The 25,187-nt window shown below is 60.3% G+C and carries 35 protein-coding genes; 8 read left to right on the top strand and 27 right to left on the bottom strand.

Annotation, left to right across the window (positions count from 1 at the left end):
* Positions 1-148: 148 nt before the first annotated feature.
* The 5 genes from rimO to tsaA all read left to right on the top strand — a co-directional run bounded on the left by rimO (position 149) and on the right by tsaA (position 4,068).
* On the top strand, positions 149-1,489 hold the full coding sequence (gene rimO, locus J1G34_RS15230; RefSeq protein WP_065886038.1) for a 30S ribosomal protein S12 methylthiotransferase RimO: 1,341 nt from the start codon (positions 149-151) through the stop codon (positions 1,487-1,489).
* A 103-nt stretch (positions 1,490-1,592) separates the two neighbouring features.
* On the top strand, positions 1,593-2,060 hold the full coding sequence (locus J1G34_RS15235) for a GNAT family N-acetyltransferase (protein WP_222994290.1): 468 nt from the start codon (positions 1,593-1,595) through the stop codon (positions 2,058-2,060).
* 67 nt (positions 2,061-2,127) lie between these two features.
* Positions 2,128-2,838 (top strand): rRNA pseudouridine synthase, encoded by a 711-nt coding sequence (locus J1G34_RS15240; protein WP_222994291.1) that lies wholly within the window; start codon positions 2,128-2,130, stop codon positions 2,836-2,838.
* A 69-nt stretch (positions 2,839-2,907) separates the two neighbouring features.
* The gene (locus J1G34_RS15245; RefSeq protein ID WP_005785469.1) at positions 2,908-3,369 is read left to right on the top strand and encodes a YehS family protein; all 462 of its coding nucleotides are present in this window, start codon (positions 2,908-2,910) and stop codon (positions 3,367-3,369) included.
* Positions 3,370-3,372: 3 nt separating this feature from the next.
* The gene (gene tsaA, locus J1G34_RS15250; protein WP_065886035.1) at positions 3,373-4,068 is read left to right on the top strand and encodes a tRNA (N6-threonylcarbamoyladenosine(37)-N6)-methyltransferase TrmO; all 696 of its coding nucleotides are present in this window, start codon (positions 3,373-3,375) and stop codon (positions 4,066-4,068) included.
* A gap of 117 nt (positions 4,069-4,185) precedes the next feature.
* On the opposite strand, the gene fpr is transcribed toward tsaA, so the two are convergent.
* Positions 4,186-4,965: a ferredoxin-NADP reductase gene (gene fpr, locus J1G34_RS15255; protein WP_003189055.1), complete on the bottom strand. Its 780-nt coding sequence runs from the start codon at positions 4,963-4,965 to the stop codon at positions 4,186-4,188.
* A gap of 124 nt (positions 4,966-5,089) precedes the next feature.
* Between fpr and J1G34_RS15260 the strand changes: the two genes are divergently transcribed.
* Complete coding sequence (locus tag J1G34_RS15260; RefSeq protein WP_010212678.1) at positions 5,090-6,016, top strand: LysR family transcriptional regulator; 927 nt, start codon at positions 5,090-5,092, stop codon at positions 6,014-6,016.
* Positions 6,017-6,019: 3 nt separating this feature from the next.
* Here J1G34_RS15260 and J1G34_RS15265 read toward each other — a convergent pair whose 3' ends face one another.
* From J1G34_RS15265 to J1G34_RS15275, 3 genes are all read right to left on the bottom strand, one after another.
* Positions 6,020-6,382, bottom strand: a complete 363-nt coding sequence (locus J1G34_RS15265; RefSeq protein WP_003189051.1) for a diacylglycerol kinase — start codon at positions 6,380-6,382, stop codon at positions 6,020-6,022.
* Between the two features lie 75 nt (positions 6,383-6,457).
* Entirely contained in the window at positions 6,458-7,108 is a 651-nt protein-coding gene (erdR, locus tag J1G34_RS15270; protein WP_065891931.1) for a response regulator transcription factor ErdR, read from the bottom strand.
* A 251-nt stretch (positions 7,109-7,359) separates the two neighbouring features.
* Entirely contained in the window at positions 7,360-8,079 is a 720-nt protein-coding gene (locus J1G34_RS15275; protein WP_065891930.1) for a tRNA-uridine aminocarboxypropyltransferase, read from the bottom strand.
* A gap of 178 nt (positions 8,080-8,257) precedes the next feature.
* On the opposite strand from J1G34_RS15275, the gene J1G34_RS15280 reads away from it, so the two are divergent.
* Together J1G34_RS15280 and J1G34_RS15285 are read left to right on the top strand one after the other, a co-directional pair.
* The gene (locus tag J1G34_RS15280) at positions 8,258-8,692 is read left to right on the top strand and encodes a PA3611 family quorum-sensing-regulated virulence factor (RefSeq protein ID WP_065886032.1); all 435 of its coding nucleotides are present in this window, start codon (positions 8,258-8,260) and stop codon (positions 8,690-8,692) included.
* 295 nt (positions 8,693-8,987) lie between these two features.
* On the top strand, positions 8,988-10,100 hold the full coding sequence (locus J1G34_RS15285; protein WP_122462805.1) for an LOG family protein: 1,113 nt from the start codon (positions 8,988-8,990) through the stop codon (positions 10,098-10,100).
* A gap of 210 nt (positions 10,101-10,310) precedes the next feature.
* On the opposite strand, the gene recX is transcribed toward J1G34_RS15285, so the two are convergent.
* The 23 genes from recX to J1G34_RS15395 form a co-directional block, all read right to left on the bottom strand.
* Positions 10,311-10,778 (bottom strand): recombination regulator RecX, encoded by a 468-nt coding sequence (recX, locus tag J1G34_RS15290; protein ID WP_122462804.1) that lies wholly within the window; start codon positions 10,776-10,778, stop codon positions 10,311-10,313.
* Positions 10,779-10,786: 8 nt separating this feature from the next.
* Positions 10,787-11,845, bottom strand: coding sequence for a recombinase RecA (gene recA / locus J1G34_RS15295; RefSeq protein WP_005785454.1), 1,059 nt, complete (start codon positions 11,843-11,845; stop codon positions 10,787-10,789).
* An 83-nt stretch (positions 11,846-11,928) separates the two neighbouring features.
* Positions 11,929-12,429 carry a CinA family protein gene (locus J1G34_RS15300; RefSeq protein WP_065886029.1) on the bottom strand — a complete coding sequence of 167 codons (501 nt, stop codon included), beginning with the start codon at positions 12,427-12,429 and terminating at the stop codon, positions 11,929-11,931.
* Positions 12,430-12,510: 81 nt separating this feature from the next.
* Positions 12,511-13,011 (bottom strand): lysis system i-spanin subunit Rz, encoded by a 501-nt coding sequence (locus J1G34_RS15305; protein WP_222994292.1) that lies wholly within the window; start codon positions 13,009-13,011, stop codon positions 12,511-12,513.
* The gene (locus tag J1G34_RS15310) at positions 12,999-13,556 is read right to left on the bottom strand and encodes a glycoside hydrolase family 19 protein (protein ID WP_065898194.1); all 558 of its coding nucleotides are present in this window, start codon (positions 13,554-13,556) and stop codon (positions 12,999-13,001) included. The genes J1G34_RS15305 and J1G34_RS15310 overlap by 13 nt, the downstream gene beginning before the upstream one ends.
* A 22-nt stretch (positions 13,557-13,578) precedes the next feature.
* Positions 13,579-14,580 (bottom strand): contractile injection system protein, VgrG/Pvc8 family, encoded by a 1,002-nt coding sequence (locus tag J1G34_RS15315; protein WP_065898195.1) that lies wholly within the window; start codon positions 14,578-14,580, stop codon positions 13,579-13,581.
* 9 nt (positions 14,581-14,589) lie between these two features.
* Positions 14,590-14,802, bottom strand: a complete 213-nt coding sequence (locus tag J1G34_RS15320; protein ID WP_065886025.1) for a tail protein X — start codon at positions 14,800-14,802, stop codon at positions 14,590-14,592.
* The gene (locus tag J1G34_RS15325) at positions 14,795-15,178 is read right to left on the bottom strand and encodes a phage tail protein (RefSeq protein ID WP_065891925.1); all 384 of its coding nucleotides are present in this window, start codon (positions 15,176-15,178) and stop codon (positions 14,795-14,797) included. The genes J1G34_RS15320 and J1G34_RS15325 overlap by 8 nt, the downstream gene beginning before the upstream one ends.
* A complete protein-coding gene (locus tag J1G34_RS15330) occupies positions 15,178-17,400 on the bottom strand; it encodes a phage tail tape measure protein (protein ID WP_222994293.1) in 2,223 nt (740 codons plus the stop codon). The genes J1G34_RS15325 and J1G34_RS15330 overlap by 1 nt, the downstream gene beginning before the upstream one ends.
* Before the next feature lie 6 nt (positions 17,401-17,406).
* Positions 17,407-17,532 carry a hypothetical protein gene (locus tag J1G34_RS27220; protein ID WP_256095160.1) on the bottom strand — a complete coding sequence of 42 codons (126 nt, stop codon included), beginning with the start codon at positions 17,530-17,532 and terminating at the stop codon, positions 17,407-17,409.
* A complete protein-coding gene (locus tag J1G34_RS15335) occupies positions 17,529-18,110 on the bottom strand; it encodes a phage tail assembly protein (protein WP_065891923.1) in 582 nt (193 codons plus the stop codon). The genes J1G34_RS27220 and J1G34_RS15335 overlap by 4 nt, the downstream gene beginning before the upstream one ends.
* 51 nt (positions 18,111-18,161) lie before the next feature.
* Complete coding sequence (locus J1G34_RS15340; RefSeq protein WP_065886021.1) at positions 18,162-18,668, bottom strand: phage major tail tube protein; 507 nt, start codon at positions 18,666-18,668, stop codon at positions 18,162-18,164.
* A complete protein-coding gene (locus J1G34_RS15345) occupies positions 18,668-19,834 on the bottom strand; it encodes a phage tail sheath protein (protein WP_065886020.1) in 1,167 nt (388 codons plus the stop codon). The genes J1G34_RS15340 and J1G34_RS15345 overlap by 1 nt, the downstream gene beginning before the upstream one ends.
* A 2-nt stretch (positions 19,835-19,836) precedes the next feature.
* Positions 19,837-20,010 carry a hypothetical protein gene (locus tag J1G34_RS15350; RefSeq protein WP_003189022.1) on the bottom strand — a complete coding sequence of 58 codons (174 nt, stop codon included), beginning with the start codon at positions 20,008-20,010 and terminating at the stop codon, positions 19,837-19,839.
* Between the two features lie 84 nt (positions 20,011-20,094).
* The gene (locus J1G34_RS15355; protein ID WP_083216688.1) at positions 20,095-20,343 is read right to left on the bottom strand and encodes a tail fiber assembly protein; all 249 of its coding nucleotides are present in this window, start codon (positions 20,341-20,343) and stop codon (positions 20,095-20,097) included.
* An 11-nt stretch (positions 20,344-20,354) separates the two neighbouring features.
* Entirely contained in the window at positions 20,355-20,975 is a 621-nt protein-coding gene (locus J1G34_RS15360; RefSeq protein ID WP_122685500.1) for a hypothetical protein, read from the bottom strand.
* A gap of 27 nt (positions 20,976-21,002) precedes the next feature.
* Positions 21,003-21,536 (bottom strand): phage tail protein, encoded by a 534-nt coding sequence (locus J1G34_RS15365; RefSeq protein WP_065937235.1) that lies wholly within the window; start codon positions 21,534-21,536, stop codon positions 21,003-21,005.
* Positions 21,533-22,261, bottom strand: coding sequence for a phage tail protein I (locus J1G34_RS15370; RefSeq protein WP_222994294.1), 729 nt, complete (start codon positions 22,259-22,261; stop codon positions 21,533-21,535). Before J1G34_RS15370 ends, J1G34_RS15365 begins: the two co-directional genes overlap by 4 nt.
* Positions 22,258-23,253 carry a baseplate J/gp47 family protein gene (locus J1G34_RS15375; RefSeq protein WP_222994295.1) on the bottom strand — a complete coding sequence of 332 codons (996 nt, stop codon included), beginning with the start codon at positions 23,251-23,253 and terminating at the stop codon, positions 22,258-22,260. Before J1G34_RS15375 ends, J1G34_RS15370 begins: the two co-directional genes overlap by 4 nt.
* Positions 23,250-23,582, bottom strand: coding sequence for a phage baseplate protein (locus J1G34_RS15380; protein WP_065886015.1), 333 nt, complete (start codon positions 23,580-23,582; stop codon positions 23,250-23,252). The genes J1G34_RS15375 and J1G34_RS15380 overlap by 4 nt, the downstream gene beginning before the upstream one ends.
* A 12-nt stretch (positions 23,583-23,594) precedes the next feature.
* Complete coding sequence (locus J1G34_RS15385) at positions 23,595-24,203, bottom strand: phage baseplate assembly protein V (protein WP_222994296.1); 609 nt, start codon at positions 24,201-24,203, stop codon at positions 23,595-23,597.
* A 3-nt stretch (positions 24,204-24,206) separates the two neighbouring features.
* On the bottom strand, positions 24,207-24,722 hold the full coding sequence (locus tag J1G34_RS15390; protein ID WP_065898201.1) for a hypothetical protein: 516 nt from the start codon (positions 24,720-24,722) through the stop codon (positions 24,207-24,209).
* Between the two features lie 19 nt (positions 24,723-24,741).
* Positions 24,742-25,080, bottom strand: coding sequence for a phage holin family protein (locus tag J1G34_RS15395; RefSeq protein WP_065886012.1), 339 nt, complete (start codon positions 25,078-25,080; stop codon positions 24,742-24,744).
* Between the last annotated feature and the right edge of the window lie 107 nt (positions 25,081-25,187).

Below are 25,187 nucleotides of genomic sequence, written 5' to 3' on the forward strand. Positions count from 1 at the left end.
TCTAGCGCTCGTCGCATTTCCCCGTATAAAGCTGGTCAAGTGCGCTGCCCGCCGCTAGAATTGCGCACTTTTTGATCAGAGGCGCACCAAGCGCCCGTCCGCTGCCTGCCCTTCACGGTGGCGGCGTCATTCGATACCGAGGTTAGACATGTCCACCACCATCGCAAAAGCCAACCCCAAGGTTGGCTTTGTTTCCCTGGGTTGCCCGAAGGCTCTGGTCGACTCCGAGCGCATTCTCACGCAACTGCGCATGGAAGGTTATGACGTCGTCTCCACTTACCAGGACGCGGACGTGGTGGTGGTCAATACCTGTGGTTTCATCGACTCGGCCAAGGCGGAGTCCCTGGAAGTGATCGGCGAAGCCATCAAGGAAAACGGCAAGGTCATCGTGACCGGCTGCATGGGCGTGGAAGAAGGCAATATCCGCAACGTCCACCCAAGCGTGCTCGCCGTGACCGGCCCGCAGCAGTACGAACAGGTGGTCAACGCCGTGCACGCCGTGGTGCCACCGCGCCAGGACCACAACCCGTTGATCGACCTGGTGCCGCCGCAAGGCATCAAGCTGACGCCGCGTCACTACGCCTACCTGAAGATTTCCGAAGGCTGCAATCACAGCTGCAGCTTCTGCATCATCCCGTCGATGCGCGGCAAGCTGGTCAGCCGCCCGGTGGGCGATGTGCTGGACGAGGCCCAGCGCCTGGTCAAATCCGGCGTGAAAGAGCTGCTGGTGATCTCCCAGGACACCAGCGCCTACGGCGTCGACGTGAAGTACCGCACCGGTTTCTGGAATGGCGCGCCGGTGAAAACCCGCATGACCGAACTCTGCGAAGCGCTCAGCAGCCTGGGCGTGTGGGTGCGCCTGCACTACGTTTACCCGTACCCGCACGTGGACGAGCTGATTCCCTTGATGGCCGCCGGCAAGATCCTGCCGTACCTGGACATCCCGTTCCAGCACGCCAGCCCCAAAGTGCTCAAGGCCATGAAACGCCCGGCCTTCGAAGACAAGACCCTGGCGCGGATCAAGAACTGGCGCGAGATCTGCCCGGAACTGATCATCCGTTCGACCTTTATCGTCGGCTTCCCCGGTGAAACCGAAGAAGACTTCCAGTACCTGCTGGACTGGCTGACCGAAGCCCAGCTGGACCGCGTCGGCTGCTTCCAGTACTCGCCGGTCGAAGGCGCGCCGGCCAACCTGCTGGACCTGGCCGTGGTGCCGGACGACGTCAAGCAGGACCGTTGGGAGCGTTTTATGGCGCACCAGCAAGCGATCAGCTCGGCGCGCCTGCAACTGCGCATCGGCAAGGAAATCGAAGTGCTGATCGACGAAGTCGACGAGCAAGGCGCGGTCGGCCGTTGCTTCTTCGATGCGCCGGAAATCGACGGTAACGTGTTTATCGACGATGCCAGCGGTTTGAAGCCGGGCGACAAGGTCTGGTGCACCGTGACCGATGCCGACGAATACGACCTGTGGGCGCAAAAGCGCGACTAAAGCTGTAAAAAATTGAAAAAGCCCTGCTTCTGGACAAGATGCGGGGCTTTTTTAGGTCTATCGTTTTGCCCATTGTTACCTGATTAAAAAAGAGACCGCAGGCATGCGTGAGCATTCGGTTATCCACACCCCCAACAATAGCGATTACCCCGAGCTGGCGAGGATCTGGGAGGCCTCGGTGCGCGCCACTCATGACTTTTTGCCGGAAAGTTACATTGTGTTGCTCAAAGAGCTGGTGCTGACGCGCTATCTGGATTCAGTGATGCTCGTGTGTACCAAGGATTCGAGCGAGCGCATCACTGGGTTTGCCGGCGTAGCGGCGGGCAAGGTGGAAATGCTGTTTATCGATCCGCTGCACCGTGGCCAGGGCCTGGGGCAGCAATTGCTGCGCTACGCGATCAACTGCATGAATGCCGATGAGCTGGATGTGAATGAGCAGAATCCGCAGGCGCTGGGTTTTTACCTCAAGCAAGGCTTTGAGGTGATCGGACGCACGGAGCACGATGGTCTGGGCCAGCCCTATCCGTTGCTGCATCTGCGCCTGCGCCAGCAGCAAATACGCAGTGGCTGAAATGGGGCCGGGATTAACCGGCGCCAGGCAGGTACAATAGCCGCCCCCTTTTGTTACGGCCCTTGTCATGACTGACCCCATACGCCTCTCCAAACGCCTTATCGAACTGGTCGGTTGCTCCCGTCGGGAGGCTGAGCTGTTTATCGAAGGCGGCTGGGTCTCGGTGGACGGTGAAGTGATCGACGAACCGCAGTTCAAGGTCACCACCCAGAAGGTCGAGCTGGACCCCGACGCCAAGGCCTCCGTGCCGGAACCGGTGACCATCCTGCTGCACGCCCCGGCGGGGATGGATGCCGAGACGGCCATGGCGTCGATCAACGCCGAAACCTTGTCGGAAGAACACCGCTTCAGCAAGCGCCCGCTAAAAGGCCACTTCCTGCGCCTGACCGCCAGCGCCGACCTGCAAGCCAAGGCCAGCGGCCTGCTGGTGTTCACCCAGGACTGGAAAATCCTGCGCAAGTTGACCGCCGATGCGGCCAAGATCGAGCAGGAATACGTGGTGGAAGTCGAAGGCGACATGGTCGCCCACGGCCTCAACCGCCTGAACCACGGCCTGACCTACAAAGGCAAGGAGCTGCCGGCCGTGAAAGCCAGCTGGCAGAATGAAAACCGCCTGCGCTTTGCGCTGAAAAATCCGCAGCCAGGCGTTATCGCGCTGTTCTGCGAAGCCGTTGGCCTGAAAGTCGTCGCCATCCGCCGCATCCGTATTGGCGGCGTGTCCATTGGCAAGGTGCCGGTGGGCCAATGGCGTTACCTGTCCGGCAAAGAGAAGTTTTAGGCCGTTACCCTTTTCCCGACACCGCCTGATTGGGCGGTGTCTACCCGCTGAAAACCAGGATTGCCCACCATGATTCACAACGACGTACTGCGCAGCGTGCGCTACATGCTCGACATCAGCGATAACAAGATGGTCGAAATCATCAAGCTCGGCGGCATGGACGTGACCAAGGAAGACCTGCTCACCTACCTCAAGAAAGATGAGGAAGAAGGCTTTGTGTTCTGCCCGGATGAGGTGATGGCGCATTTCCTCGACGGCTTGGTGATTTTCAAGCGCGGCAAGGATGAAAGCCGTCCGCCGCAGCCGATCGAAACCCCGGTGACCAACAATATCATCCTGAAAAAACTGCGCGTGGCCTTCGAATTGAAGGAAGACGACATGCACGCCATCCTCAAGGCTGCCGAGTTCCCGGTGTCCAAGCCCGAGCTGAGCGCGCTGTTCCGCAAGTTCGGCCACACCAACTACCGCACCTGTGGCGATCAGTTGTTGCGCAACTTCCTCAAGGGTCTGACGCTGCGGGTCCGTGCGTAAGCCATGAGTTATCAGGTCTCGCCCATCGGCTTCGTACGCTCCTGCTTCAAGGAGAAGTTCGCCATCCCGCGTCAACCGCAACTGGCCCCGGCCGCCCGCGGTGTGCTGGAGCTGGTGGCGCCGTTCGATGGCGGCGAGGCGGTGCAGGGACTGGAGCAGGTCAGCCATGTGTGGCTGCTGTTTCTGTTTCACCAGGCGCTCGAAGACACGCCACGCCTTAAAGTGCGACCGCCGCGCCTGGGCGGCAATACGTCCATGGGCGTGTTTGCGACCCGCGCGACTCATCGCCCCAACGGGATTGGCCAGTCAGTGGTCAAGCTGGACAAGGTGGAAGCGGGCCGGCTGTGGATTTCCGGGATCGATTTGCTCGATGGCACGCCGGTGCTGGATATCAAGCCGTATGTGCCGTACGCCGATATCGTCGACACGGCCACCAACAGCATCGCCAGCGGTGCGCCGCCGCTGATTGGCGTGCAGTGGCTCAAGACCGCGCTGCAACAGGCGCAGGGCCATGCCCAGCGTCTGGGTGAGCCGTTGGTGGAGTTGATTGACCAGTGCCTGGCGCAAGATCCACGGCCGGCGTACCAGACACCCGGGCCGGAGCGCGAATACGGTGTGCAGTTCTGGGATGTGGATGTACGTTGGCACTATCCCGAGGCAGGGATGATTTGCGTATTGGAAGTGGTGCCTGCTGGATAAACCGGAACCCAAATGTGGGAGGGGGCTTGCCCCCGATAGCAGTGTGTCAGTCAACTCATCTGTGACTGATCCACCGCAATCGGGGGCAAGCCCCCTCCCACATTTTTTTGATCGCGTTTATTTTTCGACGAACGCACGCTCAATCAGGTAATCACCCGGCTCACGCATACGTGGTGAAACCTTCAGGCCGAAGCTGTTCAGCACTTCGCTGGTTTCGTCCAACATGCTCGGGCTGCCGCACAGCATGGCGCGGTCGTCCTCGGGATTGATCGGTGGCAGGCCGATGTCGCTGAACAGCTTGCCGCTGCGCATCAGGTCGGTCAGGCGACCTTCGTTTTCGAACGGCTCGCGGGTCACGGTCGGGTAGTAGATCAACTTGTCACGCAACGCCTCGCCGAAGAATTCGTTCTGCGGCAGGTGCTCGGTGATGAACTCGCGGTAGGCGACTTCGTTGACGTAACGCACGCCGTGGCACAGGATCACTTTTTCGAAGCGCTCGTAGGTCTCCGGGTCCTGGATCACGCTCATGAACGGCGCCAGCCCCGTACCGGTGCTGAGCAGGTACAGGTGCTTGCCCGGTTTCAAATCGTCAAGCACCAGGGTGCCTGTCGGTTTTTTGCTGATGATGATCTCGTCGCCTTCCTTCAAGTGCTGCAACTGGGAAGTCAGCGGGCCATCCGGCACCTTGATGCTGAAGAACTCCAGATGCTCTTCCCAGTTCGGGCTGGCAATGGAGTAAGCGCGCATGAGCGGGCGGCCATTGGGCTGTTGCAGGCCGATCATCACGAACTGACCGTTCTCGAAGCGCAAACCCGGATCGCGGGTGCACTTGAAGCTGAACAGAGTGTCGTTCCAGTGATGAACACTGAGGACACGCTCGTGGTTCATGTTGCTCATGTACGGGGGACTCCTGGAAATGGGTCTGCGCCAAATGTGAAGTGCGCAATTGCACAGCATTCTAATGGCGGCGACAATATCTGTTAACTGGATTATTAAGATAAGGGTTATCGGTTATATCGATATGCGATTTACTCTCCGTCAACTGCAAGTCTTCGTCGCCGTCGCCCAGCAGGAAAGCGTGTCCCGCGCTGCTGGCCTGCTGGCCTTATCTCAATCCGCCGCCAGCACCTCGATCACCGAGCTGGAGCGTCAATCCAGCTGCCAATTATTCGACCGCGCCGGCAAACGCCTGAGCCTCAACGCCCTCGGTCATCAACTGTTGCCCCAGGCGGTGGCGCTGCTGGACCAGGCCAAGGAGATCGAAGACCTGCTCAATGGCAAGTCCGGCTTCGGCTCACTGGCGGTGGGCGCCACCCTGACCATCGGCAATTACCTGGCGACCCTGTTGATCGGCAGCTTCATGCAGCAGCATCCCGAGAGCCAGGTGAAGCTGCATGTGCAAAACACTGCCCATATCGTGCATCAGGTGGCGCATTACGAAATTGACCTGGGTCTAATCGAAGGCGACTGCAGCCACCCGGACATCGAGGTGCAAACCTGGGTGGAGGATGAGCTGGTGGTGTTTTGCGCACCCCAGCATCATTTGGCCAAACGTGGCGTGGCCAGCATGGATGAGCTGACCCATGAAGCGTGGATCCTGCGCGAACAAGGCTCGGGCACGCGCCTGACGTTTGATCAGGCCATGCGCCATCATCGCAGCGCATTGAATATCCGCCTGGAGCTGGAACACACCGAGGCGATCAAACGGGCAGTGGAGTCAGGTCTGGGGATTGGCTGCATTTCGCGGCTGGCACTGCGCGATGCGTTCCGGCGTGGCAGCCTGGTGCCGGTAGAAACCCCGGACTTGGACCTGGCCCGGCAGTTCTACTTCATCTGGCATAAGCAGAAATACCAGACCTCGGCGATGCGCGAGTTCCTGGAGCTGTGCCGCGCGTTTACCGCCGGGGTTCAGCGCAGCGACGAAATCGTACTGCCGAGCATCGCCTGATCGTCAGATCAGAATCACCGCCCACACCAGCGTGATCATGGTCAAGGCCACAAATTGCGCGGCGCTGCCCATGTCCTTGGCGTTTTTCGACAGTGGGTGGCGGTCCAGGGAAATGCGGTCGATGGCCGCCTCCACTGCTGAATTGAGCAATTCGACGATCAGGGCCAACAGGCACACGGCAATCAGCAATGCGCGTTCGACGCGGCTGACCTGCAGGAAAAAACTCAACGGAATCAGGATGACGTTCAGCAGCACCAACTGACGGAACGCCGCCTCGCCGGTGAAAGCTGCGCGCAGGCCATCCAGGGAGTAGCCCCCTGCGTTGAAGATACGTTTGATACCGGTTTGACCCTTGAAAGGCGACATAGATGTAGGCAACTGAACCAAAGGAGTGGGGAAACTAGAGCACGCAAAGTCAAAAAAGCGTGAATCGGTGACAGCTTAATGCTGCGAAATTGACTCAAGTTGTTGCAGGAGTAACGCCGCCTGGGTGCGCGTGCGTACGCCCAACTTGCGGAAAATAGCGGTGACATGGGCCTTGATCGTCGCTTCCGACACGCTCAGCTCGTAGGCAATCTGCTTGTTCAACAGGCCTTCGCAGACCATGGTCAACACGCGAAACTGCTGAGGCGTCAAGCTGGCCAGGCCATCACGGGCCGCCTTGGCTTCCTCGGACACGTTGATTTCTTCAAATGCTTGCGGTGGCCAGGACACATCACCGTCCAATACCGTGCGCACAGCCTTCTGGATATCTTCCATCGCACTGGACTTGGGAATGAAGCCGCTGGCGCCGAACTCCTTGGAACGCACCACCACGTCAGCCTCTTCCTGCGCCGAGACCATCACCACGGGTATCTGCGGATATTGCCCGCGCAGCAGCACCAGCCCCGAAAAACCGTAGGCACCGGGCATGTTCAGGTCGAGCAGCACCAGGTCCCAGTCGGATTTTTCGGTCAAGCGGGCTTCCAACTCGGCAATGCTGGCGACTTCGACCAGTCGCACATCCGGGCCAAGGCCCAGGGTTACGGCCTGATGCAACGCACTGCGAAACAGCGGGTGGTCATCGGCTATCAGGATGTCGTATGTGGCCATTGATTAAATGATCCTGTTTTTACGGGAGCCCTGATGGGTTCAGGGTTCACCAGTACACAAGGCAACGGCCAGGCAGCCATCGCCACGGGGCACGCTCAACGTCAAAAACACGCAAAACAACGTCGAAAAACCAAGGTAGCGCCCCAATCGGCGCCCAGCATGCCCAGCGCAGCCTGGGGGGTCAAGCACTACGCCCATGGGGATTTTAGCGGGTTGCGTGATTAAGGTGCCATCATGCAGACGTCGATGGGTCATACCGCCGGGATATAGGGCGCCAAACGTGTGTGGACAATGTCCGTCTCATCCACAGGCAACTGAAACTTGGCGGCCAGGTAGTGCGTGCTGAAAACATCGAGGTAGGCGTCCAGCACTTCGCTGGCGGCCTGATCACCGGCTAACTCCAGGCACAACGCGGCCACCTCGGCGGTGCAGAAATGATCATCACGCTTGGAACGGCGCAACTTGTAACGTGACAACTGCTCCGGCGCCAGGCTCAGCACCGGCAGATGTTCCAGGTACGGGCTCTTGCGAAACATCTTGCGCGCTTCGCTCCACGTGCCGTCCAGCAAGATGAACAGCGGGCGCTTGCCCTCCTCTGCATCCACCACGCTGACCACCCGTTCAGGCGCCACGAATTCCCCGGGAAACACGATGTACGGTTGCCATTGCGGGTCGGCGAGCAGGGTGAGCAGAGCCGGGTCGACCTCGGTCCGCGACCAGGCAAACGCGCTGGTGTCGTCAATGACATCGGCGATCAGCCAGCCGGTGTTGCTGGGTTTCATCGGTTCGACGTCGTGCATCAACAGGCACATCGCCGATTTGGCCTGAACCGTTGGTCGCCACGCGCACAGGCAGTATTCGGGAATCACTCGGCAGCCGGTGCACCGCTCGGCGCGCGATCCCCGATTCAGGAACGGCCTGACGGCCCGGGCCAGGCGCTGGGTGCGCAAGCGGGAGACAGCGTGGCTCATTGGATACGCCACAGAAACGGGTCAATCGACACGGGATAACTCGAAAGCAATTGGAGTGGGCGCAGTTTACCAGCGATACGCCTGGCTGTAGTGGCCGGCGCTCACCTATAATTGCGCGCCACTGAACGCACAGCGCAGTGGCTGGTCTATGCACCAGTAACCGAATCAGGAGAATTTGATGCTGCGTTCCATGCTGCGCCTCGTTGCCCCATCCGTCGCTATTGCGCTGGCCTTGCCCATGGGCGCCCACGCGGCCTCGCTGCTGGAGGCTCAAATGAACCGTAAGCTGCAAAGCGTCGCGACCGAAAGCAACAAGGACCTGCCCCGGGAAATCGATGAGAAAACCCTGGAAGTGGCCTACACCGTTGAAGGTATGCAACTGATCGATCATCTCAGCGTGCAGCCTGACCGCGCCGAGCAGATGCGCGCCAACCCCAAGGCCGTGTATTTCCAATTGGGCCGCAGTGTCTGCACCAACCCAGGCTACCGCGAGCTGATGGCGAAGGGCGCGGTCATGCGCTACGAAATCACCGAGAACAAGACCAACCGTCCTGTCGCATCGGTCAAGTTCGCCGAAGCCGACTGCCCGGCTCCGTCCAAGAAGAAAAAGTAACCCTGCCTTGCATCTTGCGCGTTGCTGCCCGGTGACGCGCCACTCCCCCGCTCCAGCGCCCGCCTGCAGCTGAACGCCGTGATCAATCACCAATAAGCGGTTGCCAGCCAAGGGTTTTCCAGCCCATGATCAGCTCATCCCATGCGCCCGCCAGAGCAGTCTTCCCTGCTGTTCTGTAATACTTTCAGGGCAAAAGAGGCCTGCCCTCCTGCGGCAAGCAACGACACATGCAGTGTCGTGCCCCCCTGACGACACGCGTCGGCTGGCCAGGCCCTGTGAAGAAGGAGAAAGTTGAATGCCTTATGAATCGAATGCCTCCCTGCTCGATCTTTTTGAACACAACGGTACCGACCTCACGCAGCAGGTTGACGCGCAGCTCCAGCTGGTCGCGCCAAACAGCCCGAACATTCCCCTTTATCGCGATATGATTCTCACGGTCCTGCGCATGGCGCAGGACGACCGTGACCGCTGGAATGCCAAGATCACCCTGCGTGCGATCCGTGAGCTGGACCATGCTTTCCGCGTGCTCGAACAATTCAAGGGACGACGCAAGGTGACGGTGTTCGGTTCCGCACGCACGCCGATAGAAAGTCCCCTGTATGCATTGGCTCGAGAGGTCGGCGCGGCATTGGCACGTTCCGACCTGATGGTCATCACCGGCGGCGGTGGCGGCATCATGGCTGCGGCGCATGAAGGCGCGGGCCTGGAGCACAGCCTGGGGTTCAACATCACCCTGCCGTTTGAACAGCATGCCAACCCGACCATCGACGGCACCGACAACCTGCTGTCCTTCCACTTTTTCTTTACCCGCAAACTGTTCTTCGTCAAGGAAGCCGACGCACTGATTCTGTGCCCGGGTGGTTTTGGCACCCTGGACGAAGCCCTGGAAGTGCTGACCCTGATCCAGACCGGTAAAAGCCCGCTGGTACCCGTGGTGCTGCTGGACGCTCCAGGCGGCGGGTTCTGGCAAGGCGCCCTGGACTTTATCCGCAGCCAGTTGGAGGCTAACCGCTACATCCTGCCGACCGACCTCAAGCTCATACGCCTGGTCTACAGCGCAGAAGAAGCCGTGGACGAGATCAACCGGTTTTATGCCAACTTCCATTCAACCCGCTGGCTCAAGCGTGAATTCGTGGTGCGTATGAACCATCCGCTCAGTGATCAAGCCCTGGCCCATTTGCAGGATGAGTTTGCCAGCCTTCGACTGAGCGGAGAATTCCAGCAGCTTGCCTACACAGGCCAAGAGCACGACGACCCCAGGTTCAGTCATTTGACGCGGCTGGTCTTCAACTTCAATGGCCGAGACCAGGGGCGTTTGCGCGAGTTGGTGGACTACATCAACTTGCCGGAAAATTGGGTGCAGCCTCAGGGTGAGGTGCAACAGCGAGGGATGCCACAGCCTGCGTGATTTTTTGCAGGCGAAAAAAAAGGCCCACTATTTTCATAGTGGGCCTTTTGTTTGATCGTTCCCACGCTCTGCGTGGGAATGCCATTCGGGACGCTCTGCGTCCTGCTTTCAGCGAAAAAATCAGGCACCTGCGCAATGGTGACGCGGAGCGTCACGGGATGCATTTCCACGCGGAGCGTGGGAACGATCAGTCAGGCTTTTGTTTTGCGTTCAGTCGTCCATATCACGGCCGCTTAGCAAGCGACTGATCATGTCCATCGAAAACCCGCGATAACTCAGGAAGCGCCCCTGTTTCGCACGCTCCCTGGCATCAATCGGCAGATGCCCAGCAAACTTGCGCCGCCAAGTCTCTTCCAACTGTGACTGCCAACTGATACCGCACTCACGCAGTGCAAGGTCGATATCGGCACGTTGGAGGCCGCGCTGGCTCAACTCTTCGCGAATCCGCACCGGGCCATAACCGGACCGCGCGCGGTAGGACACAAAGCTTTCGAGGTATCGGGACTCCGACAACAGCCCCTCTTCCGTCAACCGGTCAAGGGCTGTTTCGATCATTTCAGACTCTGCGCCGCGCTGACGCAATTTACGCGTCAGCTCGACTCGACCATGCTCGCGGCGAGCAAGCAGGTCCATTGCAGTGCGCCGAACGGCGACGAGTGTATCCAGTACAACAGTCATCGTTTGCTTCAGATGTCAGTGTCGGCTTCTTCCATCTCGTCAACCGGCTCGCGGTTGGCGGCGGCCTTGACGTCCGGTGCTGGGGTCAGCAGCTTGTCGCGAATCTGCTTCTCAAGCGTGGCAGCGATATCCGGGTTGTCTGCCAGGAACTTGGCCGAGTTGGCCTTACCCTGACCGATCTTGCTGCCGTTGTAGGCATACCAGGCACCGGACTTCTCGACAAAACCGTGCAGCACGCCCAGGTCGATCATCTCGCCATTCAGGTAGATGCCTTTGCCATAAAGAATCTGGAACTCTGCCTGACGGAAAGGCGGGGCCACCTTGTTCTTCACGACTTTAACGCGGGTTTCGCTACCGACAACCTCGTCACCTTCCTTCACCGCGCCGGTACGACGGATATCCAGACGGACCGAAGCGTAGAACTTCAGCGCGTTACCACCAGTGGTGGTTTCCGGGCTGCCGAACATCACACCGATTTTCATACGGATCTGGTTGATGAAGATCACCAGGCAGTTGGCGTTCTTGATGTTGCCGGTGATTTTACGCAGCGCCTGGGACATCAGACGGGCTTGCAGGCCGACGTGCATGTCGCCCATTTCGCCTTCGATTTCTGCCTTCGGTACCAGGGCAGCCACGGAGTCGACCACGATCACGTCGATGGCGTTGGAACGCACCAGCATGTCGGTGATTTCCAGGGCTTGCTCACCGGTGTCCGGCTGCGAAACCAGCAGGTCGTCAACGTTGACGCCCAGTTTGCCGGCGTATTCAGGATCCAGGGCGTGCTCGGCGTCGACGAACGCGCACGTGGCGCCCATTTTCTGAGCCTGGGCAATCACCGACAGGGTCAGGGTGGTTTTACCGGAAGATTCAGGACCGTAGATCTCAACGATACGGCCTTTTGGCAGGCCGCCAATGCCGAGCGCGATATCCAGACCCAGAGAGCCAGTGGAAATAGCCGGGATCGCCTGACGGTCGTGATCGCCCATACGCATTACGGCACCCTTGCCGAATTGACGTTCGATCTGACCCAGGGCCGCAGCCAAGGCTTTCTTCTTGTTGTCGTCCATTAAAGTCCTCACGTAATCAATAAGGCCTGACGGCCAACACCTGTATAAGTAGACAGTATTGTTCCACAAAGATCGAAGATCGCCTACCCCTGATTGTCTATTTCTGCTGCAGCTCGTCGCAACAAGCCTTCGAGCGCGGCCTTTACCGTTTGTCGACGGACCTCGTCGCGGTTGCCGGGAAAGTGCGCACGTTCGGCCGTGACCTCATCGCCCACGCCAAACGCCAGCCATACCGTGCCCACCGGCTTGTCCGGCGAACCGCCGTCCGGGCCCGCCACGCCGCTGACCGCCACGGCAAAGCGCGCCAGGCTTTTTTCCTGCGCCCCTCGCGCCATGGCTTCCACCACTTCCTGGCTGACGGCGCCGACTTTGGCAAACAGCTTTTCCGGCACATTCAGCTGCCGGGTCTTCTGTCGGTTGGAATAGGTGACATAGCCCGCCTCGAACCATGCCGAACTGCCCGGAATCCGCGTAATGGCTTCGGCAATACCGCCGCCGGTGCAGGACTCGGCGGTGGTGACATGGGCATTGAGCACCTGCAAACGGCGCCCCAGTTCAGCAGCCAGTTGAGTGATTTCCTTCACGGTCGTCTCCAGGATTGGGCGGGGGTTCGCCTACCCTACAGCAGCCCATCGGCCATGCAAGTTGCAGAGTGCATCAAAAGACTAACGCGCGACGGCTCGCACATAGGCCTGACAGGCACCCAAGGCGATCAGGGCGTTATCGCCGTCGTCGGTGATGCGGATAATTCGTTGAGCATGCGCCGGGTCAAGTCGGGCGCGTAGGGCTGCATGAACCACGCCGCCGGGGGTGGTGGCGGCTGGCACTGGCGTGCAGCCGGCGGTATCGGTGGCGTCGAGAAGGACTGACAGCCGCACATCAGCAGTGGCCAGGCGGTCGCGCAGAGCAGCTTGGTGACGTTGGGCATCGCTCAACTCCTGAGTGTGTTGTTGGTCGCTGGCAGCGAGTTGGCGCTCCAGGGCCAGGCGCTTTTGCTGTTCTGCCTGTTGCTGTTCGAACGCGGCCTGCTGTTGCTGGCTGAGCGCCAGCGCCTGCCCGGCCGCCTGACGCTCCAGCTGCGCGCCATAGCGCCAGGCCTGTACTTGCCACACCAATGCAAGCAGCAGGCAAACGCCGACCCAACGCAACGTGCCTAGCCAACGCATAGCACCGCCTTCGCCCTCTCCCACAATTGCACGCGCGCCTGCAGGCCATTAAGGCCGCCGTTGATACGCCGGGTAATGGTGGTGAATTGATCTTTATCCGCCAACTCGTTGAGGTCGTTGCTGTGCCAGAACCAGGCGGCGGACTCACACGCCCACTGCGGTTGTTCCAGCAATTGCGGTTGTTGCAACAGGCGCTCATCGCCAAACAGTGCCTGGCTGCATGCCAGGTAGTTGCGCCGCCCCGTGACCTGAATCAGCCCCCTGCCCCGGTATTTCTGGCCATCGCCATCCGCCTCGGGGGTATTGCCCAGGCGGGTGGCCAGGGTGCCGGTGTCGTACTTGCTGAGGTATTGATCGCTGCCCAGTTCGCGTACGTAGCGCAGTTCGGCGGATTCGTGACCGATTTGGGCGAGGAAGGCGGCAATGCGCCTGGCACTGTTGAGCTCGTACCGCACGAAGGCTGCATTTAACGGGGACAAAAAAATGCCCGCTCGAAGGCGGGCTCCCGGCATCACATCAAGAAGCTGGGTAAGGGTAATCTGCATGGGATCTACTCTGAAAAAATGTCTACACCGACAAACCACTGGCCTGGATCGTGCTTCGGTAGCCGCCGGTGCGTTTACCGCTGGCCGTCACCGTCTTGATCGACCAGCGTCCCTGCATGAAGCCCGGCCACGACTCGTCCAGCAGCAGCAAGCCCTCAGCGGCCAGCGACGGGTTACCGGGGCACACCACATCGATCTGCAGTACTTCTCGGCCCACACGGCGCATCTCGCCCTGCGCCGCCGAGCGCGCTTCGTCCTCGCTTGGATAACGCTGCGCCACCACCTTGAACGGTGCGATCCCCAGCTCTACCACCTGCTTTTTGCCGCCCGCCGCATCCCACCAGGACGTCTGCACGCCTTTATATTTGGCGCGACTGGTTTCGGTAAGGGTGGCGCTGATGAAGGCGTGGTCGCCCGGGTGATTGTCACGGGTGACGGACAAGCGCACATCCGGCAGCGCCTTACCCGACAAGGACTTGATCTGACCTTTGCGCCCGAGCACATAGAGCGCGTCCACAGGCTTGGCCACTGCATCGAAGCGTTTGGCCAGCCGGGTCAGAAATGCCATGTCACTTTCGTGGGTCTGGTCGATATGCGCGATCCGCTCGCCATCAAGCTCAGGCGCCACACGCGGGGAAAACCCGTAGCGACTGGTCAATTGACGAAACAGTGCACCCAGGGTTGTCGGCCCATGGCTGACGGTGCGGCGCTGTTTGAACCCATGCTCATCGAACGGCGCCGCCGTGGCCACCAGCACCAGGCGCATCGGGAACAGCGACGGCTTACGCTGAGTGATCTTGAACATGCCCTTATCCAGCAGGCCGGACTCCAGATAACCGACGCGCAAGCCGACTTTCCCGCCCAGATCGGGCAGGCCTTCAAGGCCCTCGATGTCGAGAGTCAACTTGAGTTGGTCGGACACAAATCCCGCCGTGTCAATATGCTCCCACTCCAATAGCCGCTCGTTGAACAAGGCGGCATTGGCGCCGTAAAGCTCCACCACCGGTGTGAATCCAAGTGCCATGATCGCTCCTTAATCCCAGGCTGAAACCGGCCGACTCGCGACAGGTTTTGCATCCAGTTCGGGCACCAGCACACTGACGCCGGCCGGCAATATTGCGCCCTTCTCCGCCAGCTCCGGATTCAAGCGCCACAGCGCCTCCTCCGCAGCATCATCACAGCGGCCGAGCTCTCGGTAGAGCAGCAGGTTTACCGAATCGCCCGCAATACTTCGCACTCTACGCATTGACGAACTCCTCCAATACCAGCAACCAGGTAATCGCCATGGCGGTGCCGTCGTCGATGACGCTGGTTTGTTTTTCGCTGATCGACTTGATGGTCCACAACCCCCAGTTGCGCCCCAGGCCGTCCACCAGAGGCAACGGCACGCGCAGGTCCTGCAGGGCCCGCAGTTCATCCAGGCGTTGCATGCCATTGGCCCGCGCGGCCTTGCCGCCCACTGCCAATGTTTCGAGACCCTGCCCCACCTGGCTGGATTTGGGTTTGCCGGCGATGATGTCCAGGCTGACCCACCCACCACTGCTCCCACGATCGAGGCTGTCGTAGGCGAACCCGCGGGACAGCCCGAAAATAAACGTGCCCAACACCATCTGTTGTCGCATCACACAGCTCCATCGGTCAGTGCTGCGCCACGTCGCGTCGCCAGCAGGTTGTCCATCGACAGCGGCGTAAATTGCGCTTCGATCTGTTGCACCACGAGTGTCGCCAATTGCTGATAGCTGGCTTGTTCCGGCGCGTTGATAGTGATTTGCGGGGCAAAATTGATTTGACGGTTATCGGCTTGGGGGTTGTTGAGGTTGTGGCTGACATCCGTGGGAGACGGCAAGCGATCCCCGGAACCCATTACTTTCTCGGCAAGCCATGCCCCCACGTCACTGCCGACAAACGTACCGACGGCGCCGCCCACCACGTTGCCGATCGCGCCACCGGCAACGCCGCCCATGACCCCGCCCAGCACCGTACCGGCACCCGGCACCACCGAACCGATCACCGCTCCGGCAAGCGTGCCGACCGCTCGGCCAATCGCCATGCCGGCGAACTCACCGGCAACGCCACCGGCGACGGCGCCGCCTACCGAACCCACGCTGGAGCCCAGCGCTTGACCCGGATTCCCCGTCAGCGCGCCCTGTGTGACATCAACTCCGGCCTGTGCCAGCACCAACCCCAACGAAGCCTGTCTGGCGACTTTGCCGGCCTTCTCCGTTTTGCTTGGCCGGTCAGGACCGGACGCCGAACCCGGCGTGGGTTTATCTGTAGGGGTGTCGTCACTGCGAGTGTGCTGCGGGCGGGCGGAAGGGTCAGCGGCAGGCCCTTCGCGGAGAATTTTCCCCGCGACCTTTTCAAACACCTTGTCCTTCACGGCATCGAACACGCCGGAAAGCACAGCCCCCAGTGCAGCCCCTGCCACCGTGACGGCGGCGGTGGTGTGAGGCAGCGCTTCAGCCAAGCCACTCACGCCGTTGACCAAACCGGTCATCGCTGTCAGCGAGGTATCCACGGCGGGCGCCAGGGCCACATCGGAGGCAGTTTGCAAGCGCGTGGTACTGGCCTCATAGGCCTGCCGTCGAGCCTGGGAGGAATCGGCGCGAATCGCTGCAACGCGCTGAACAGAGCCTTGATCGCCTAACGCCGAGGTGGCGTAGGTGGACGTTTCGGCCACCTGCGAAAAGGCGTGTTTAACGCTGTCAATAATCGGCACCAGGCTCAGAATCGACTGGTTACCGTCGAACAGTTGCGCCGCCAGCGCCGCCTGCTTTTCAGCCGGTTGTGACTTGAGGGCCTCCAGCACGGTAACCAGGGTCTGCGGGGCATCCTGTTTCATGCCACCGGCCAGCTCTTTGGGATCAAGCTTGAGCGCTGCCCAGGCACTGCGCTGCGCGGGAGAAGCGCTGTCGCCTTTGGCCAGGGCGAGACTGATTTTTTCCAGCCCGAGCTCCGCAGCACCTTTGCTGTTACCGGCACTCAACAACACCGCCGAAAGCGCTGCCGCCTGCTCGGGAAGCATGCCCGCAGTCGTTGCGGCGGCGCCGCGACGTTGCACGATCGCTGCAATGTCCGCTGACTCGGCCTTGAGCGAGACATCGTTGCCCAGCACATTTGTCGCGTCAGCCAAATCCAGGGCTTGGGCGCGGTCAAGGTGCATAGACTCACGCCATCCGCCGATGAGTTCGCTGGCATGCTTCACATCGATTTTGAACGCCGTCGCCATGATCGCGGCGTCGCGGGCGAATTGCTGCAAGTCTGCCTGGCGCCCGGCTTGGTCGATATTGCCTGACGCGTCAACTCGCTCGCTGCCGATACCCGACTTGGCCGCAACGTACTCGACCTTCGCCAGGTCCACCGCGCTCGCGCCGCTGGCCGCCACCATGGGCTCGGTCGCCATGGCGAGGTTGGCTTCGCGCATTGACTTGCGCTCACGCCCGACGAAGTGCAGCAGTTGGTCCAGGTCGGTCATCGCGGCATCCAGTGCCTGCGATGGCGTACCCGCGGGGGCCGCCGTGCGGGTGCTCGTATCGCCCGTGCCCGCCGCCTCGATGGCGTCGGCTTGCCGGGCGTCCATCATCTTGAGCAATGAGGCGTTGAACAGCTCAAGCGTGTCCACAAGCCGCGCCTGGCCTTCGGCCAAATGGTTGATCTGCAGGCTGGCATCGGCCAATGCCAACACCAGGTTCGCGGCACCTCCCGGCACCGCCTCAGCCGGACTCGCCAGGGTTTGCGCGATGGGGTTGAGGCTGGCCTGTGCGCCGGCCATTTCGGGTGAGCGCTGAATCATCACGCCGTCCCTGGCGATGGCTGACTCAGCGCTTTTATTACTGTCTGCCATCCCGCTCTACTCCTGTTTAACGCCAAGGCGATTGATCGCGATGTCGTAGCGGCGCAATGCCTTGCCGGCGTCCCAGTCGAGGATTTCCGCTTCGGTTACTGAGTAAACCAGCGGTACTACATCGAGGATCACTTCGATGTCGCGTTCCGAAAGAAGTCCGCCGGTTTGTTTAAAAAATCGTCGATGCGCCCCTGCAGTTCGGTCCAGTCGGGCACGGTCAAGCCGGCGAGATCGGGAATCATCAGCCCGGCGCAATGAGCGGTGATGAACTCGGCACGTTCTTTGTTGGTGGGCAGTTTTTTCATCACTTTGGTGGCGCGCAGGGCGGGCATTTCCAGGGTGACGTGGGTGAGCGTGCGACCGCTTGCCTGAAGGGGAAGCAGCAGCGCGACCTGCTCGCTGGTCAGCGATTGGCGCGGCACATCGGCCTGATCGAGAAAAAACGATGCAGGCTGGGTCGACATCTCGTGTACGTATTGCGCAATGCTGACGTAGTCCGGGCGCTTGAGTTGGTCGAGTTCTTTTTCCGACAGGCCGGTGGCGAGCTTGGCCAGTTCGAAAAACTGCTCATCCTCATCGTCGCCAGCGCGCGCCAGGGCTTCTTTCTGTGGCGCGTAGAACAAGGGTTTGAGTTGAATCTGCTCGATCACGGCACCGGTGTCAGCGGTGATCGGGGACAGCAGGACGTGTAGCGCAGGCATCCAGGCCATGGGGTGATTCCTTGATCAGGTATGGGGGCGAGCGAACCCGCCCCCGGGGGGTTACGGCATCAGCACGGCGCGACGGGCGTCGCCGAGAATGTCGACGCCGTTGAGCACGAACTTCTGGGTGCGCACGTCGATATCGATCACCGAAATGCCGTTTTCCAGACGGTTATAGGTACGGCAGGACAGTTCCAGGGTGGTGACAGGCTTGGCATTCATCGTCAGCGCGGTTTCGGTCAGCGACTTCAACTTGCCGCCCACGGTGTGGTAGGTGAAGTAGGTCTTGCCATCCTGATCCTGCCCGGCTTCGCGCACGTTCAACAGGATGTCATCGCCTCGCGTGACGCCAAGCGCCAGCAACACTTCTGCACCCACCCCTTGCAGTACCAGGGTTGCGCCCATCACCTTGGCGCTTTTGGCCACCTCCTCGGCGATGAAGCGCCCGCCGGTCATCGGGTCCATTTCGAACTCGATCTTCGGCGGCGTAAAGGAATCGACCGTGGCCGACAACGGCAGGCCTTGGAGGGTGGCCGCAATGGCCTGTCTGACTCGGTTGGTAAACATTAGAGAACGTCCTCCAGGAACTGCTCGATGATTTCATCGCGGGCGTTGAGTTGATAAACCATGTGTTCGTTCGGCGCGTAGCGGCCGTAGTCGATGACGATGAACCAGGTGCCGTTCTTGTACTTCTCGACGCTGTTCAACTCCGGGTGCAGGTAGACGCTGCCGCCAGGGATGGTTTCGTCGGCCACCAGGGTTTGCAGCCAGTCGTTGATGCGCTTGACCTCCTGGTCCATGAAGGATTTGGTGAGGTTCTTGGCCATGGCCTTCTGACCGGCCTTGACCAGCTTGCGGCTGATGGCGTCTTCCAGGCCGACATAGCTGATGAACTTGCCGGTGATGGAACGGTTGCCCAGCAGCGAGAAACCGCCGAGCACCGTGCGGGCGTAGTAGCTCACGCCATAACGGTTGAGCAGGTCGCCTTCGGTGGAGGTGTCGAGGATGTTGTACTCGACGACGCGGGAAACGTCTTCGGCGAAGGTCACCTGGTTGCCCGGGCTTTCCCATTGCTTGACCTTGGCCAGCGCAGCGATGGCCAGCGAGGATGGCGAGAGGAACACGTTCTTCTTTGCAGCCTTGGAATACACCGACGGCATGTTGTGCACCAGCAGGCAACGGTCGAAGCCCAGGTCTGCACCGCCCAGTTCGCCGCTGTAGGTCACTTGGTCGGCGACCGAAGCGTCCTTGCCATCGAGTACCACACGGGCCTTGATGCGCTTGCCGAAGGAGGCGAACTCGCCGGCCACGGCCTTGGTGCCGGTGAAGCCCGGGGCACCGATGATGGTCAGGTCTTCAGGCACGCTGCTCAGGGCAGCCAGGCCGAGTTTGCGACCGGTGACCGGGTCGTTGCCGCCGATCACATTGTTGAGCGTGTCGGCCGGGGTGGCGCCTTCTTCGACAATCACCACGTAGACCGGCACCTTGACCACTTTGAGGATCTGGTACACCGCCTGGAACAAGGTGCCCGACTCGGTACCGGTCGGGTCGAGCAGCGCCTGGGTGGTGAAGCTGTTGATACGAAACGGCGCGTTTTTCGGGATCGATGCATGGGCGTTGGGGGCAGTGCCCACCAGGCCGATGACGTTATCGCCCAGGCCACCCATGGCCTCGGGCGATTCGGTGGCATTGACGGTAATGCCGTTGTGCTCGAAGTTCAAAACCTCAGCCATGATTATTCAGCCTTCTTGGGGGTGGAATTGAGGACGCTGGTGAGTTCCAGGCGGCCGGCGGTGCGCAGGGCGGATGCTTCGACGTCCAGCAATTCAAGCTCCTCGCCAGCGGTGGACCAATGGCCGTTACCGATGGGGAAAGGGATGAGGACGGTGTAGGTTTGGCGCGTGGGCATGGGTAGGATTCTCCGGGTGAGAAATGCCAAAGCCCCTGCGGGAGGGGCTTTGGGGAGGCGAAAAAAAACCGCTTTCGCGGTGGGTTATTTCAGGAAGGTAGGCAGTACGGGCCACCGCAGTGCCGATGGTTCAGCTGCCTGCTCTGGAATATCGCGCAACGCTTTACGATAAGATGCAACTTCAGCTCGCTGCGCATCAGAGGCGGGATAATCGGGCAGTTGAGTGAAGTCAGTTGCCCTTAGTAACTGATCCCGACGCGCGCGAATGGCAGCCCATTCAATTTCAGGTGTCGGCGTAGCAACCTTCAATGTTGGATTTTCGACATTAGACATTTACCGTTTCCTTAACTAAAAATTACGGTGTCAGCCAAGGACACTTTGGTTTTGAGATCGCCGAGATTAAACAGACGCCCATTGCCGACACGCATGGTGTCGATACGGATAGTTGTATAATAAATATTTGGAATCAAAATCCGCATGACAATATTGCCGTTTGCATCTACGTAGACAGCCGGCGTCATATTTCCGAATGTTGACACATTGTGGAGAGTACGGTTCGGCTGGTAGCAATAACCAACGACCGTTTCATCGATGATTTTTGCCGTGCCATAACTGTAACCCTTGATGTTGAACCAGAACATCTCGGAGTTGACATTAATATTCAGAGGGATTTGGAAGTGAATATAAACATTGAGACTTGCCCCCAAGTCGGTCGCCTTGAAATCACCTATAGCCATAGACTCATAAACGCCGCCAGTGCCGTAGACATGGCCTTGGAGAATGCTACTACGTATGGTGCCTGGATAATTTGGATCACCTTCGACATCCTTTAGACTGCGCCATTCATTGAACTGAGATAGCGCACCGGCCATCGTCGCATTGATACTCCCAATTTTACCATTGACCGCAGCAGTCAAATTATTCGCCGCTGTCACCAGCGACGTGATAGTCGTTTCTAGACTCACGTTGTAACTCCTTAATTTGTCGATACCTTAACGGCCCGCTTCCAGCGTTATTACACGAAACAACAACTCGGTGTGCCGTGCCATATTGTCGATATTCGCAGTAGCGAGTACGGCAATATCGTTTCCCAGCAAAATATTCAGATTGTCACTTCCTACCACAATCGTCACGCTATCCGCCGGCAACGGCGAAATATCCAGCGTGAACTTCTGCAGTACCCGAGCCGCCGCTGCTTTATACGTCAGCAACTTCCCCGCTACGGAATACACCGCCAGCAAGGTCCCACTGGCGAGGTAAAAGCCGAACTCGCCAATTTCATACTCATCGTCGCCGTCAAACAGCGCGGCCATCCTGAGTTGGCGCTCGCCCAGGTCTTCGTAATCCACAATGGCGACCCGTTGGCGCTCATCGCGCAAGGCCACTTCCGTGCCATCGGGGTTGTAGCGGCCGGTACCGGCGCCGATGTGGGTGATTTCGCCTTTGAGGCCCTGGTTCCTGGCCTGCAGCACTTCATCCAAACCCTTGGAAGTGAAGCGCACCAGGCGCGTGATTTCATCTGTCATGGCTGCGCCCTGAGGTCGTAGTCGTTAATGGTGTAGTGCCGGGCAACCCCGGCACTGTTCAGCCGGGCGCCAAGCCCGAGTTCCGGCAGCACGCCTTCAAGCAGCAACTCGCCATCGTTGAACGGGGCGTGAGTGGCGCTGCTGAGGGAGAACGCACCGTGTACTTTCATTTCGGGCAAGGCGCCGGGCGGGCTGTCTTCGCCGATGCTCAAACCAGGATCAGCCGCGCCAGCCAGTCGCACACCCTGGGAGGTTTCATGCACGATGGTAATCGTGGCCTGATCCCGCTCGCTCTTGGCCGCGTTGACACGGCGGATCAGCCGGTTGTGGTCGCCACTGGACCAACTGCGCCCAATGATCGCCTGCACGTCAAAGGTGTAAGGCATACCGGTTGGCCGCTGCTGATACCAGGCGCTGATGTTGGGAGTAAACCCCAGTGACTCCACCGCATGGCTCAAGGCCTTGGGTGTGCCGGCCTGGCGCTGGATCTGCCAGGACAAGGCCACGGTCAGGCGCTTTTCCGATTCGCTGGCTTGGGCATCCCATTCGCTGACACCTCGGTCGGCGGCCAGGTAAGGCAGAAATTCGCTGGGGGTTTGCAGCGGGTTCATCAACGCTGGAAACGGCGGTGCGACCCGGTCAAGCAGCTTGCCGAACCCTGCATCCAGCGCCTTTTCCAGCGGTGAACTGTTGGCCGGCAATAAACTCGCTTTGGGTTCACTCATAGCGTACGCACCTCCACCTCGACGCCCGTGCAATACGGGGCCTGGAACGCGCTGCTGACAATCGGCGCCAACGGTTCCAGGATTTGCAGCTGCGCCGCCCCTGCACTGTGAATGGCGTAGTCGATCCAACTCGGGTCGACGCGCCCTTCCAGGCGATGGCAGGAATCAGCGTAAGTCTGCAGCAGTTGCTGCGCCGCCATTTGGGTCAAACCCGAGTCTGGCCCGGCGTTGATCCTGGCGATGACGCGAATCTTGTAGGGTTGAATCTGTGCGCCCTGGACGGTGACGAGATCGGTTTCCGGGCGTACATCAGGCCGTGCGAAATGTCGACGCACACCGTCAAGCAAATCGGCGGATGGGGTACCGTCGCCGTCACGCGACAGCACGGTGACCATCACTTCGCCGGGCGCGATGCGTCGGCCGTTACCGTCCTTGACCTGGGCCGCATAGCCGTCCGGATCGAAGGTGTAGTTAACGGTCACCACGCCCGGCGATGCGCTCTGCACCTTGACCACCGGCCGCTCGCCGAGGGTGAACACTTCGCGGCGGTACTGCATCCGCGAACCTGCCGCCGGGGCGTGGGGTGCCAGGTAGTAGCGCAGGCGGGCATCGTCGTCGCTTTCAAGGATCGGCGGCACTGGCGGGAAAGCCGCAGGGTCACCGGGGTCGAGTACCTGGCGTTCCAGGCCCATATCCGCCAGCCGTGCATCCAGGTTACTGCCGGTGGCCCACCACGCCAGCATCTGCTTGATGCGTGCATTGTATTTGCGCTCATGGGTTTGCAGGCGCACGCAGAAAGCTTCCAGCGCCAGGGTCAGCAGCTCGCTTTCGTTGTCGAGGCTGACCTTGAGTTTGGCCGCGCTCTGCGGCGCACTCGCTGCAACGTAGTCGACCACGAAGGCCTTGAACTCGGCCAACAAGGGTTCGAACTCGTCAACCGCGATAATCGCCGGCTCGGCCAGTTGGTTCTGGCCAGGGATCAGCATGCTCATGTCACGACCTCAAAGGTTTGTTGGCGGTTTTTCCAGGTGCCGGCAAAGCGCAGCAGCAGGCCGGCGCCCTGGCGGGTGGCGACGATGACCTGGGGCTGAAAGTCGCCGATGCCGTTCTGGGCGTTGTAGAACGCCTGGGCGGCATGGCTCTGGGCGAGCAGCAGCAGGTCGTCGCCCAGGTTCTGTCCGAGCAACTGCGGGATCAGCGAGCCATACAGCGGACGCTTCTGCCGTGTGCCAATGGGCGTGGTCAGCGCTCGGGTGGCGCGCTGGACGAATTGCAGCCAGTCATCGACGGCCGCCCCGGTGTTGCGATCGATGCCAATCATGGAGTGTCCTTGTCAGGGGCTGATGACCCGACCTTGGTGGTCTATCACCGGGCCGCTGAAGTGAGCACCGCCGGCATCCAGCAACAGTGCGGTGCCGCCGATTTGCAGGGTGATGCCCTGCGGGTTGAGGGTCAGGCTGGCGGCGCCGACCTTGAGGTCGACCTGTTCGCGAGAACCGGTGACCATCGTCGGACCGTTGGCCCAGTTGAAGGTGTGGCTGGCGTCGTCGTAATCGCTTTGGGTACCGTCTTGATGGCGCCGTCGGGTCACCGAGGGAACCGTCGAGACTGGCGGAAAGAGACTACTGTTGAGGCCGAACAGAGCCACGGACTGCGCGCCCCCTTCCCCACCGCCGTAGTTGAGCAACAGACATTGCTCGCCCACGGACGGAATACGGGTTTCGGTTTGCGCACCGGCGCTGGGGTTGAAAAAGCGGATGGCCGGCGTGAGCAACTCACCGTGGCTGACCCGGCAGGTATTGCTGGCGGCGTCGACCTGCTGGCAAACGCCAATCCGGCAGAAGCTTTCAGCGCGGCGGTACAAGTCCTCCATCTGAGCCTCCATCTCCGCCAGCCGCTCGACGATTGGCCCCAGTTGCATGCGTAACAGCGCGTCGAACATGGGCTACTCCGCCAGTGGTCTGTATTGATCGGGGTCATCGATGTTCAAGACGTCCCAGGTGCAGGCAAATAGCGGTTGGCCCGTAGGATCGTTGAGTAACTCGGGCCCGAGATAGAGGGTTTGAGTGAAGGAAACAGTCCAGGTGTCGTAGTCCGTCGCTACGGTGGAAACCCTAGAAGGAGCGGCGACCATATTCGTCGGCAAATCGCACTGGGACTGAGGCAAGTTCCAACGGTTGTCCAGCACCAGGTCCATCAGTTGGCTGGCCAGGTCACAGGCATCGAACGGCAAGGCGCCGGGGGCAACCATGGCTCTGAGCGAAATGGCCAGGACATGGGCTTTGCGCCCTTCGCGAGAGCGAATGCCCGGACCGTTGCCTTCAACCGTGATCATGACGCCGGTATTCTCCAGGTCACTCTGGAAGTCCCGGTGGCTGCCGACCTTGAGGTCCGGGTAGGCCGCATGCAGCGCCGCGCCGATAGCCTGGGGTAGTTGGGATGGCTTTTCGATTAGGGTCATTTGGGTAGCATCCTTGCGGTTACTGCGGGTCCTGACGAGACCCTTCATTGATCCCGATGCGCTTGGCCGCCCAGCGCTCATACAGGCCGATGGCCACGTCGGCGCCGGCCATGGCGGTCAGGCAGCCAATGGCGCCGGCAGTCCAGATAGACATACCGGCGGCATAACACAGCATCAGGGCCGAAACCCCGCAGACCATGCACGCGCCGGACCTGAGCGCCAGACGGCGGATCAACGACCAGCCGCGGGCGCCCTCCTTGTCGGCGCGCCACATCTCTCCGGAAACGCCGCCGACCAAGGCCAATATGATCACCAGCCAGATAGGCATTTCCGCTAACGCTTGTTGTTCGTTTGTCATGTCACGCCTCCTGGCTGAGCACTGAATAGTCCGTTTTTCAATTACACACACTTTGATAGGTAGGCATTCCAAAAAGCCCGGTAGCCCGGGCTTTTCAGTAATGATGT

Source organism: Pseudomonas sp. Wu6 (genome assembly GCF_019891515.1).
GTDB lineage: Bacteria > Pseudomonadota > Gammaproteobacteria > Pseudomonadales > Pseudomonadaceae > Aquipseudomonas > Aquipseudomonas orientalis_A.

Excerpts from the sequence above, each read along its gene's own strand:
- rimO (WP_065886038.1), top strand. The coding sequence starts at position 149 with ATGTCCACCACCATCGCAAAAGCCAACCCCAAGGTTGGCTTTGTTTCC.
- J1G34_RS15235 (WP_222994290.1), top strand. The coding sequence starts at position 1,593 with ATGCGTGAGCATTCGGTTATCCACACCCCCAACAATAGCGATTACCCC.
- J1G34_RS15240 (WP_222994291.1), top strand. The coding sequence starts at position 2,128 with ATGACTGACCCCATACGCCTCTCCAAACGCCTTATCGAACTGGTCGGT.
- J1G34_RS15245 (WP_005785469.1), top strand. The coding sequence starts at position 2,908 with ATGATTCACAACGACGTACTGCGCAGCGTGCGCTACATGCTCGACATC.
- tsaA (WP_065886035.1), top strand. The coding sequence starts at position 3,373 with ATGAGTTATCAGGTCTCGCCCATCGGCTTCGTACGCTCCTGCTTCAAG.
- fpr (WP_003189055.1), bottom strand. The coding sequence starts at position 4,965 with ATGAGCAACATGAACCACGAGCGTGTCCTCAGTGTTCATCACTGGAAC.
- J1G34_RS15260 (WP_010212678.1), top strand. The coding sequence starts at position 5,090 with ATGCGATTTACTCTCCGTCAACTGCAAGTCTTCGTCGCCGTCGCCCAG.
- J1G34_RS15265 (WP_003189051.1), bottom strand. The coding sequence starts at position 6,382 with ATGTCGCCTTTCAAGGGTCAAACCGGTATCAAACGTATCTTCAACGCA.
- erdR (WP_065891931.1), bottom strand. The coding sequence starts at position 7,108 with ATGGCCACATACGACATCCTGATAGCCGATGACCACCCGCTGTTTCGC.
- J1G34_RS15275 (WP_065891930.1), bottom strand. The coding sequence starts at position 8,079 with ATGAGCCACGCTGTCTCCCGCTTGCGCACCCAGCGCCTGGCCCGGGCC.
- J1G34_RS15280 (WP_065886032.1), top strand. The coding sequence starts at position 8,258 with ATGCTGCGTTCCATGCTGCGCCTCGTTGCCCCATCCGTCGCTATTGCG.
- J1G34_RS15285 (WP_122462805.1), top strand. The coding sequence starts at position 8,988 with ATGCCTTATGAATCGAATGCCTCCCTGCTCGATCTTTTTGAACACAAC.
- recX (WP_122462804.1), bottom strand. The coding sequence starts at position 10,778 with ATGACTGTTGTACTGGATACACTCGTCGCCGTTCGGCGCACTGCAATG.
- recA (WP_005785454.1), bottom strand. The coding sequence starts at position 11,845 with ATGGACGACAACAAGAAGAAAGCCTTGGCTGCGGCCCTGGGTCAGATC.
- J1G34_RS15305 (WP_222994292.1), bottom strand. The coding sequence starts at position 13,011 with ATGCGTTGGCTAGGCACGTTGCGTTGGGTCGGCGTTTGCCTGCTGCTT.
- J1G34_RS15310 (WP_065898194.1), bottom strand. The coding sequence starts at position 13,556 with ATGCAGATTACCCTTACCCAGCTTCTTGATGTGATGCCGGGAGCCCGC.
- J1G34_RS15315 (WP_065898195.1), bottom strand. The coding sequence starts at position 14,580 with ATGGCACTTGGATTCACACCGGTGGTGGAGCTTTACGGCGCCAATGCC.
- J1G34_RS15320 (WP_065886025.1), bottom strand. The coding sequence starts at position 14,802 with ATGCGTAGAGTGCGAAGTATTGCGGGCGATTCGGTAAACCTGCTGCTC.
- J1G34_RS15325 (WP_065891925.1), bottom strand. The coding sequence starts at position 15,178 with ATGCGACAACAGATGGTGTTGGGCACGTTTATTTTCGGGCTGTCCCGC.
- J1G34_RS15330 (WP_222994293.1), bottom strand. The coding sequence starts at position 17,400 with ATGGCAGACAGTAATAAAAGCGCTGAGTCAGCCATCGCCAGGGACGGC.
- J1G34_RS15335 (WP_065891923.1), bottom strand. The coding sequence starts at position 18,110 with ATGGCCTGGATGCCTGCGCTACACGTCCTGCTGTCCCCGATCACCGCT.
- J1G34_RS15340 (WP_065886021.1), bottom strand. The coding sequence starts at position 18,668 with ATGTTTACCAACCGAGTCAGACAGGCCATTGCGGCCACCCTCCAAGGC.
- J1G34_RS15345 (WP_065886020.1), bottom strand. The coding sequence starts at position 19,834 with ATGGCTGAGGTTTTGAACTTCGAGCACAACGGCATTACCGTCAATGCC.
- J1G34_RS15350 (WP_003189022.1), bottom strand. The coding sequence starts at position 20,010 with ATGCCCACGCGCCAAACCTACACCGTCCTCATCCCTTTCCCCATCGGT.
- J1G34_RS15355 (WP_083216688.1), bottom strand. The coding sequence starts at position 20,343 with ATGTCTAATGTCGAAAATCCAACATTGAAGGTTGCTACGCCGACACCT.
- J1G34_RS15365 (WP_065937235.1), bottom strand. The coding sequence starts at position 21,536 with ATGACAGATGAAATCACGCGCCTGGTGCGCTTCACTTCCAAGGGTTTG.
- J1G34_RS15370 (WP_222994294.1), bottom strand. The coding sequence starts at position 22,261 with ATGAGTGAACCCAAAGCGAGTTTATTGCCGGCCAACAGTTCACCGCTG.
- J1G34_RS15375 (WP_222994295.1), bottom strand. The coding sequence starts at position 23,253 with ATGAGCATGCTGATCCCTGGCCAGAACCAACTGGCCGAGCCGGCGATT.
- J1G34_RS15380 (WP_065886015.1), bottom strand. The coding sequence starts at position 23,582 with ATGATTGGCATCGATCGCAACACCGGGGCGGCCGTCGATGACTGGCTG.
- J1G34_RS15385 (WP_222994296.1), bottom strand. The coding sequence starts at position 24,203 with ATGTTCGACGCGCTGTTACGCATGCAACTGGGGCCAATCGTCGAGCGG.
- J1G34_RS15390 (WP_065898201.1), bottom strand. The coding sequence starts at position 24,722 with ATGACCCTAATCGAAAAGCCATCCCAACTACCCCAGGCTATCGGCGCG.
- J1G34_RS15395 (WP_065886012.1), bottom strand. The coding sequence starts at position 25,080 with ATGACAAACGAACAACAAGCGTTAGCGGAAATGCCTATCTGGCTGGTG.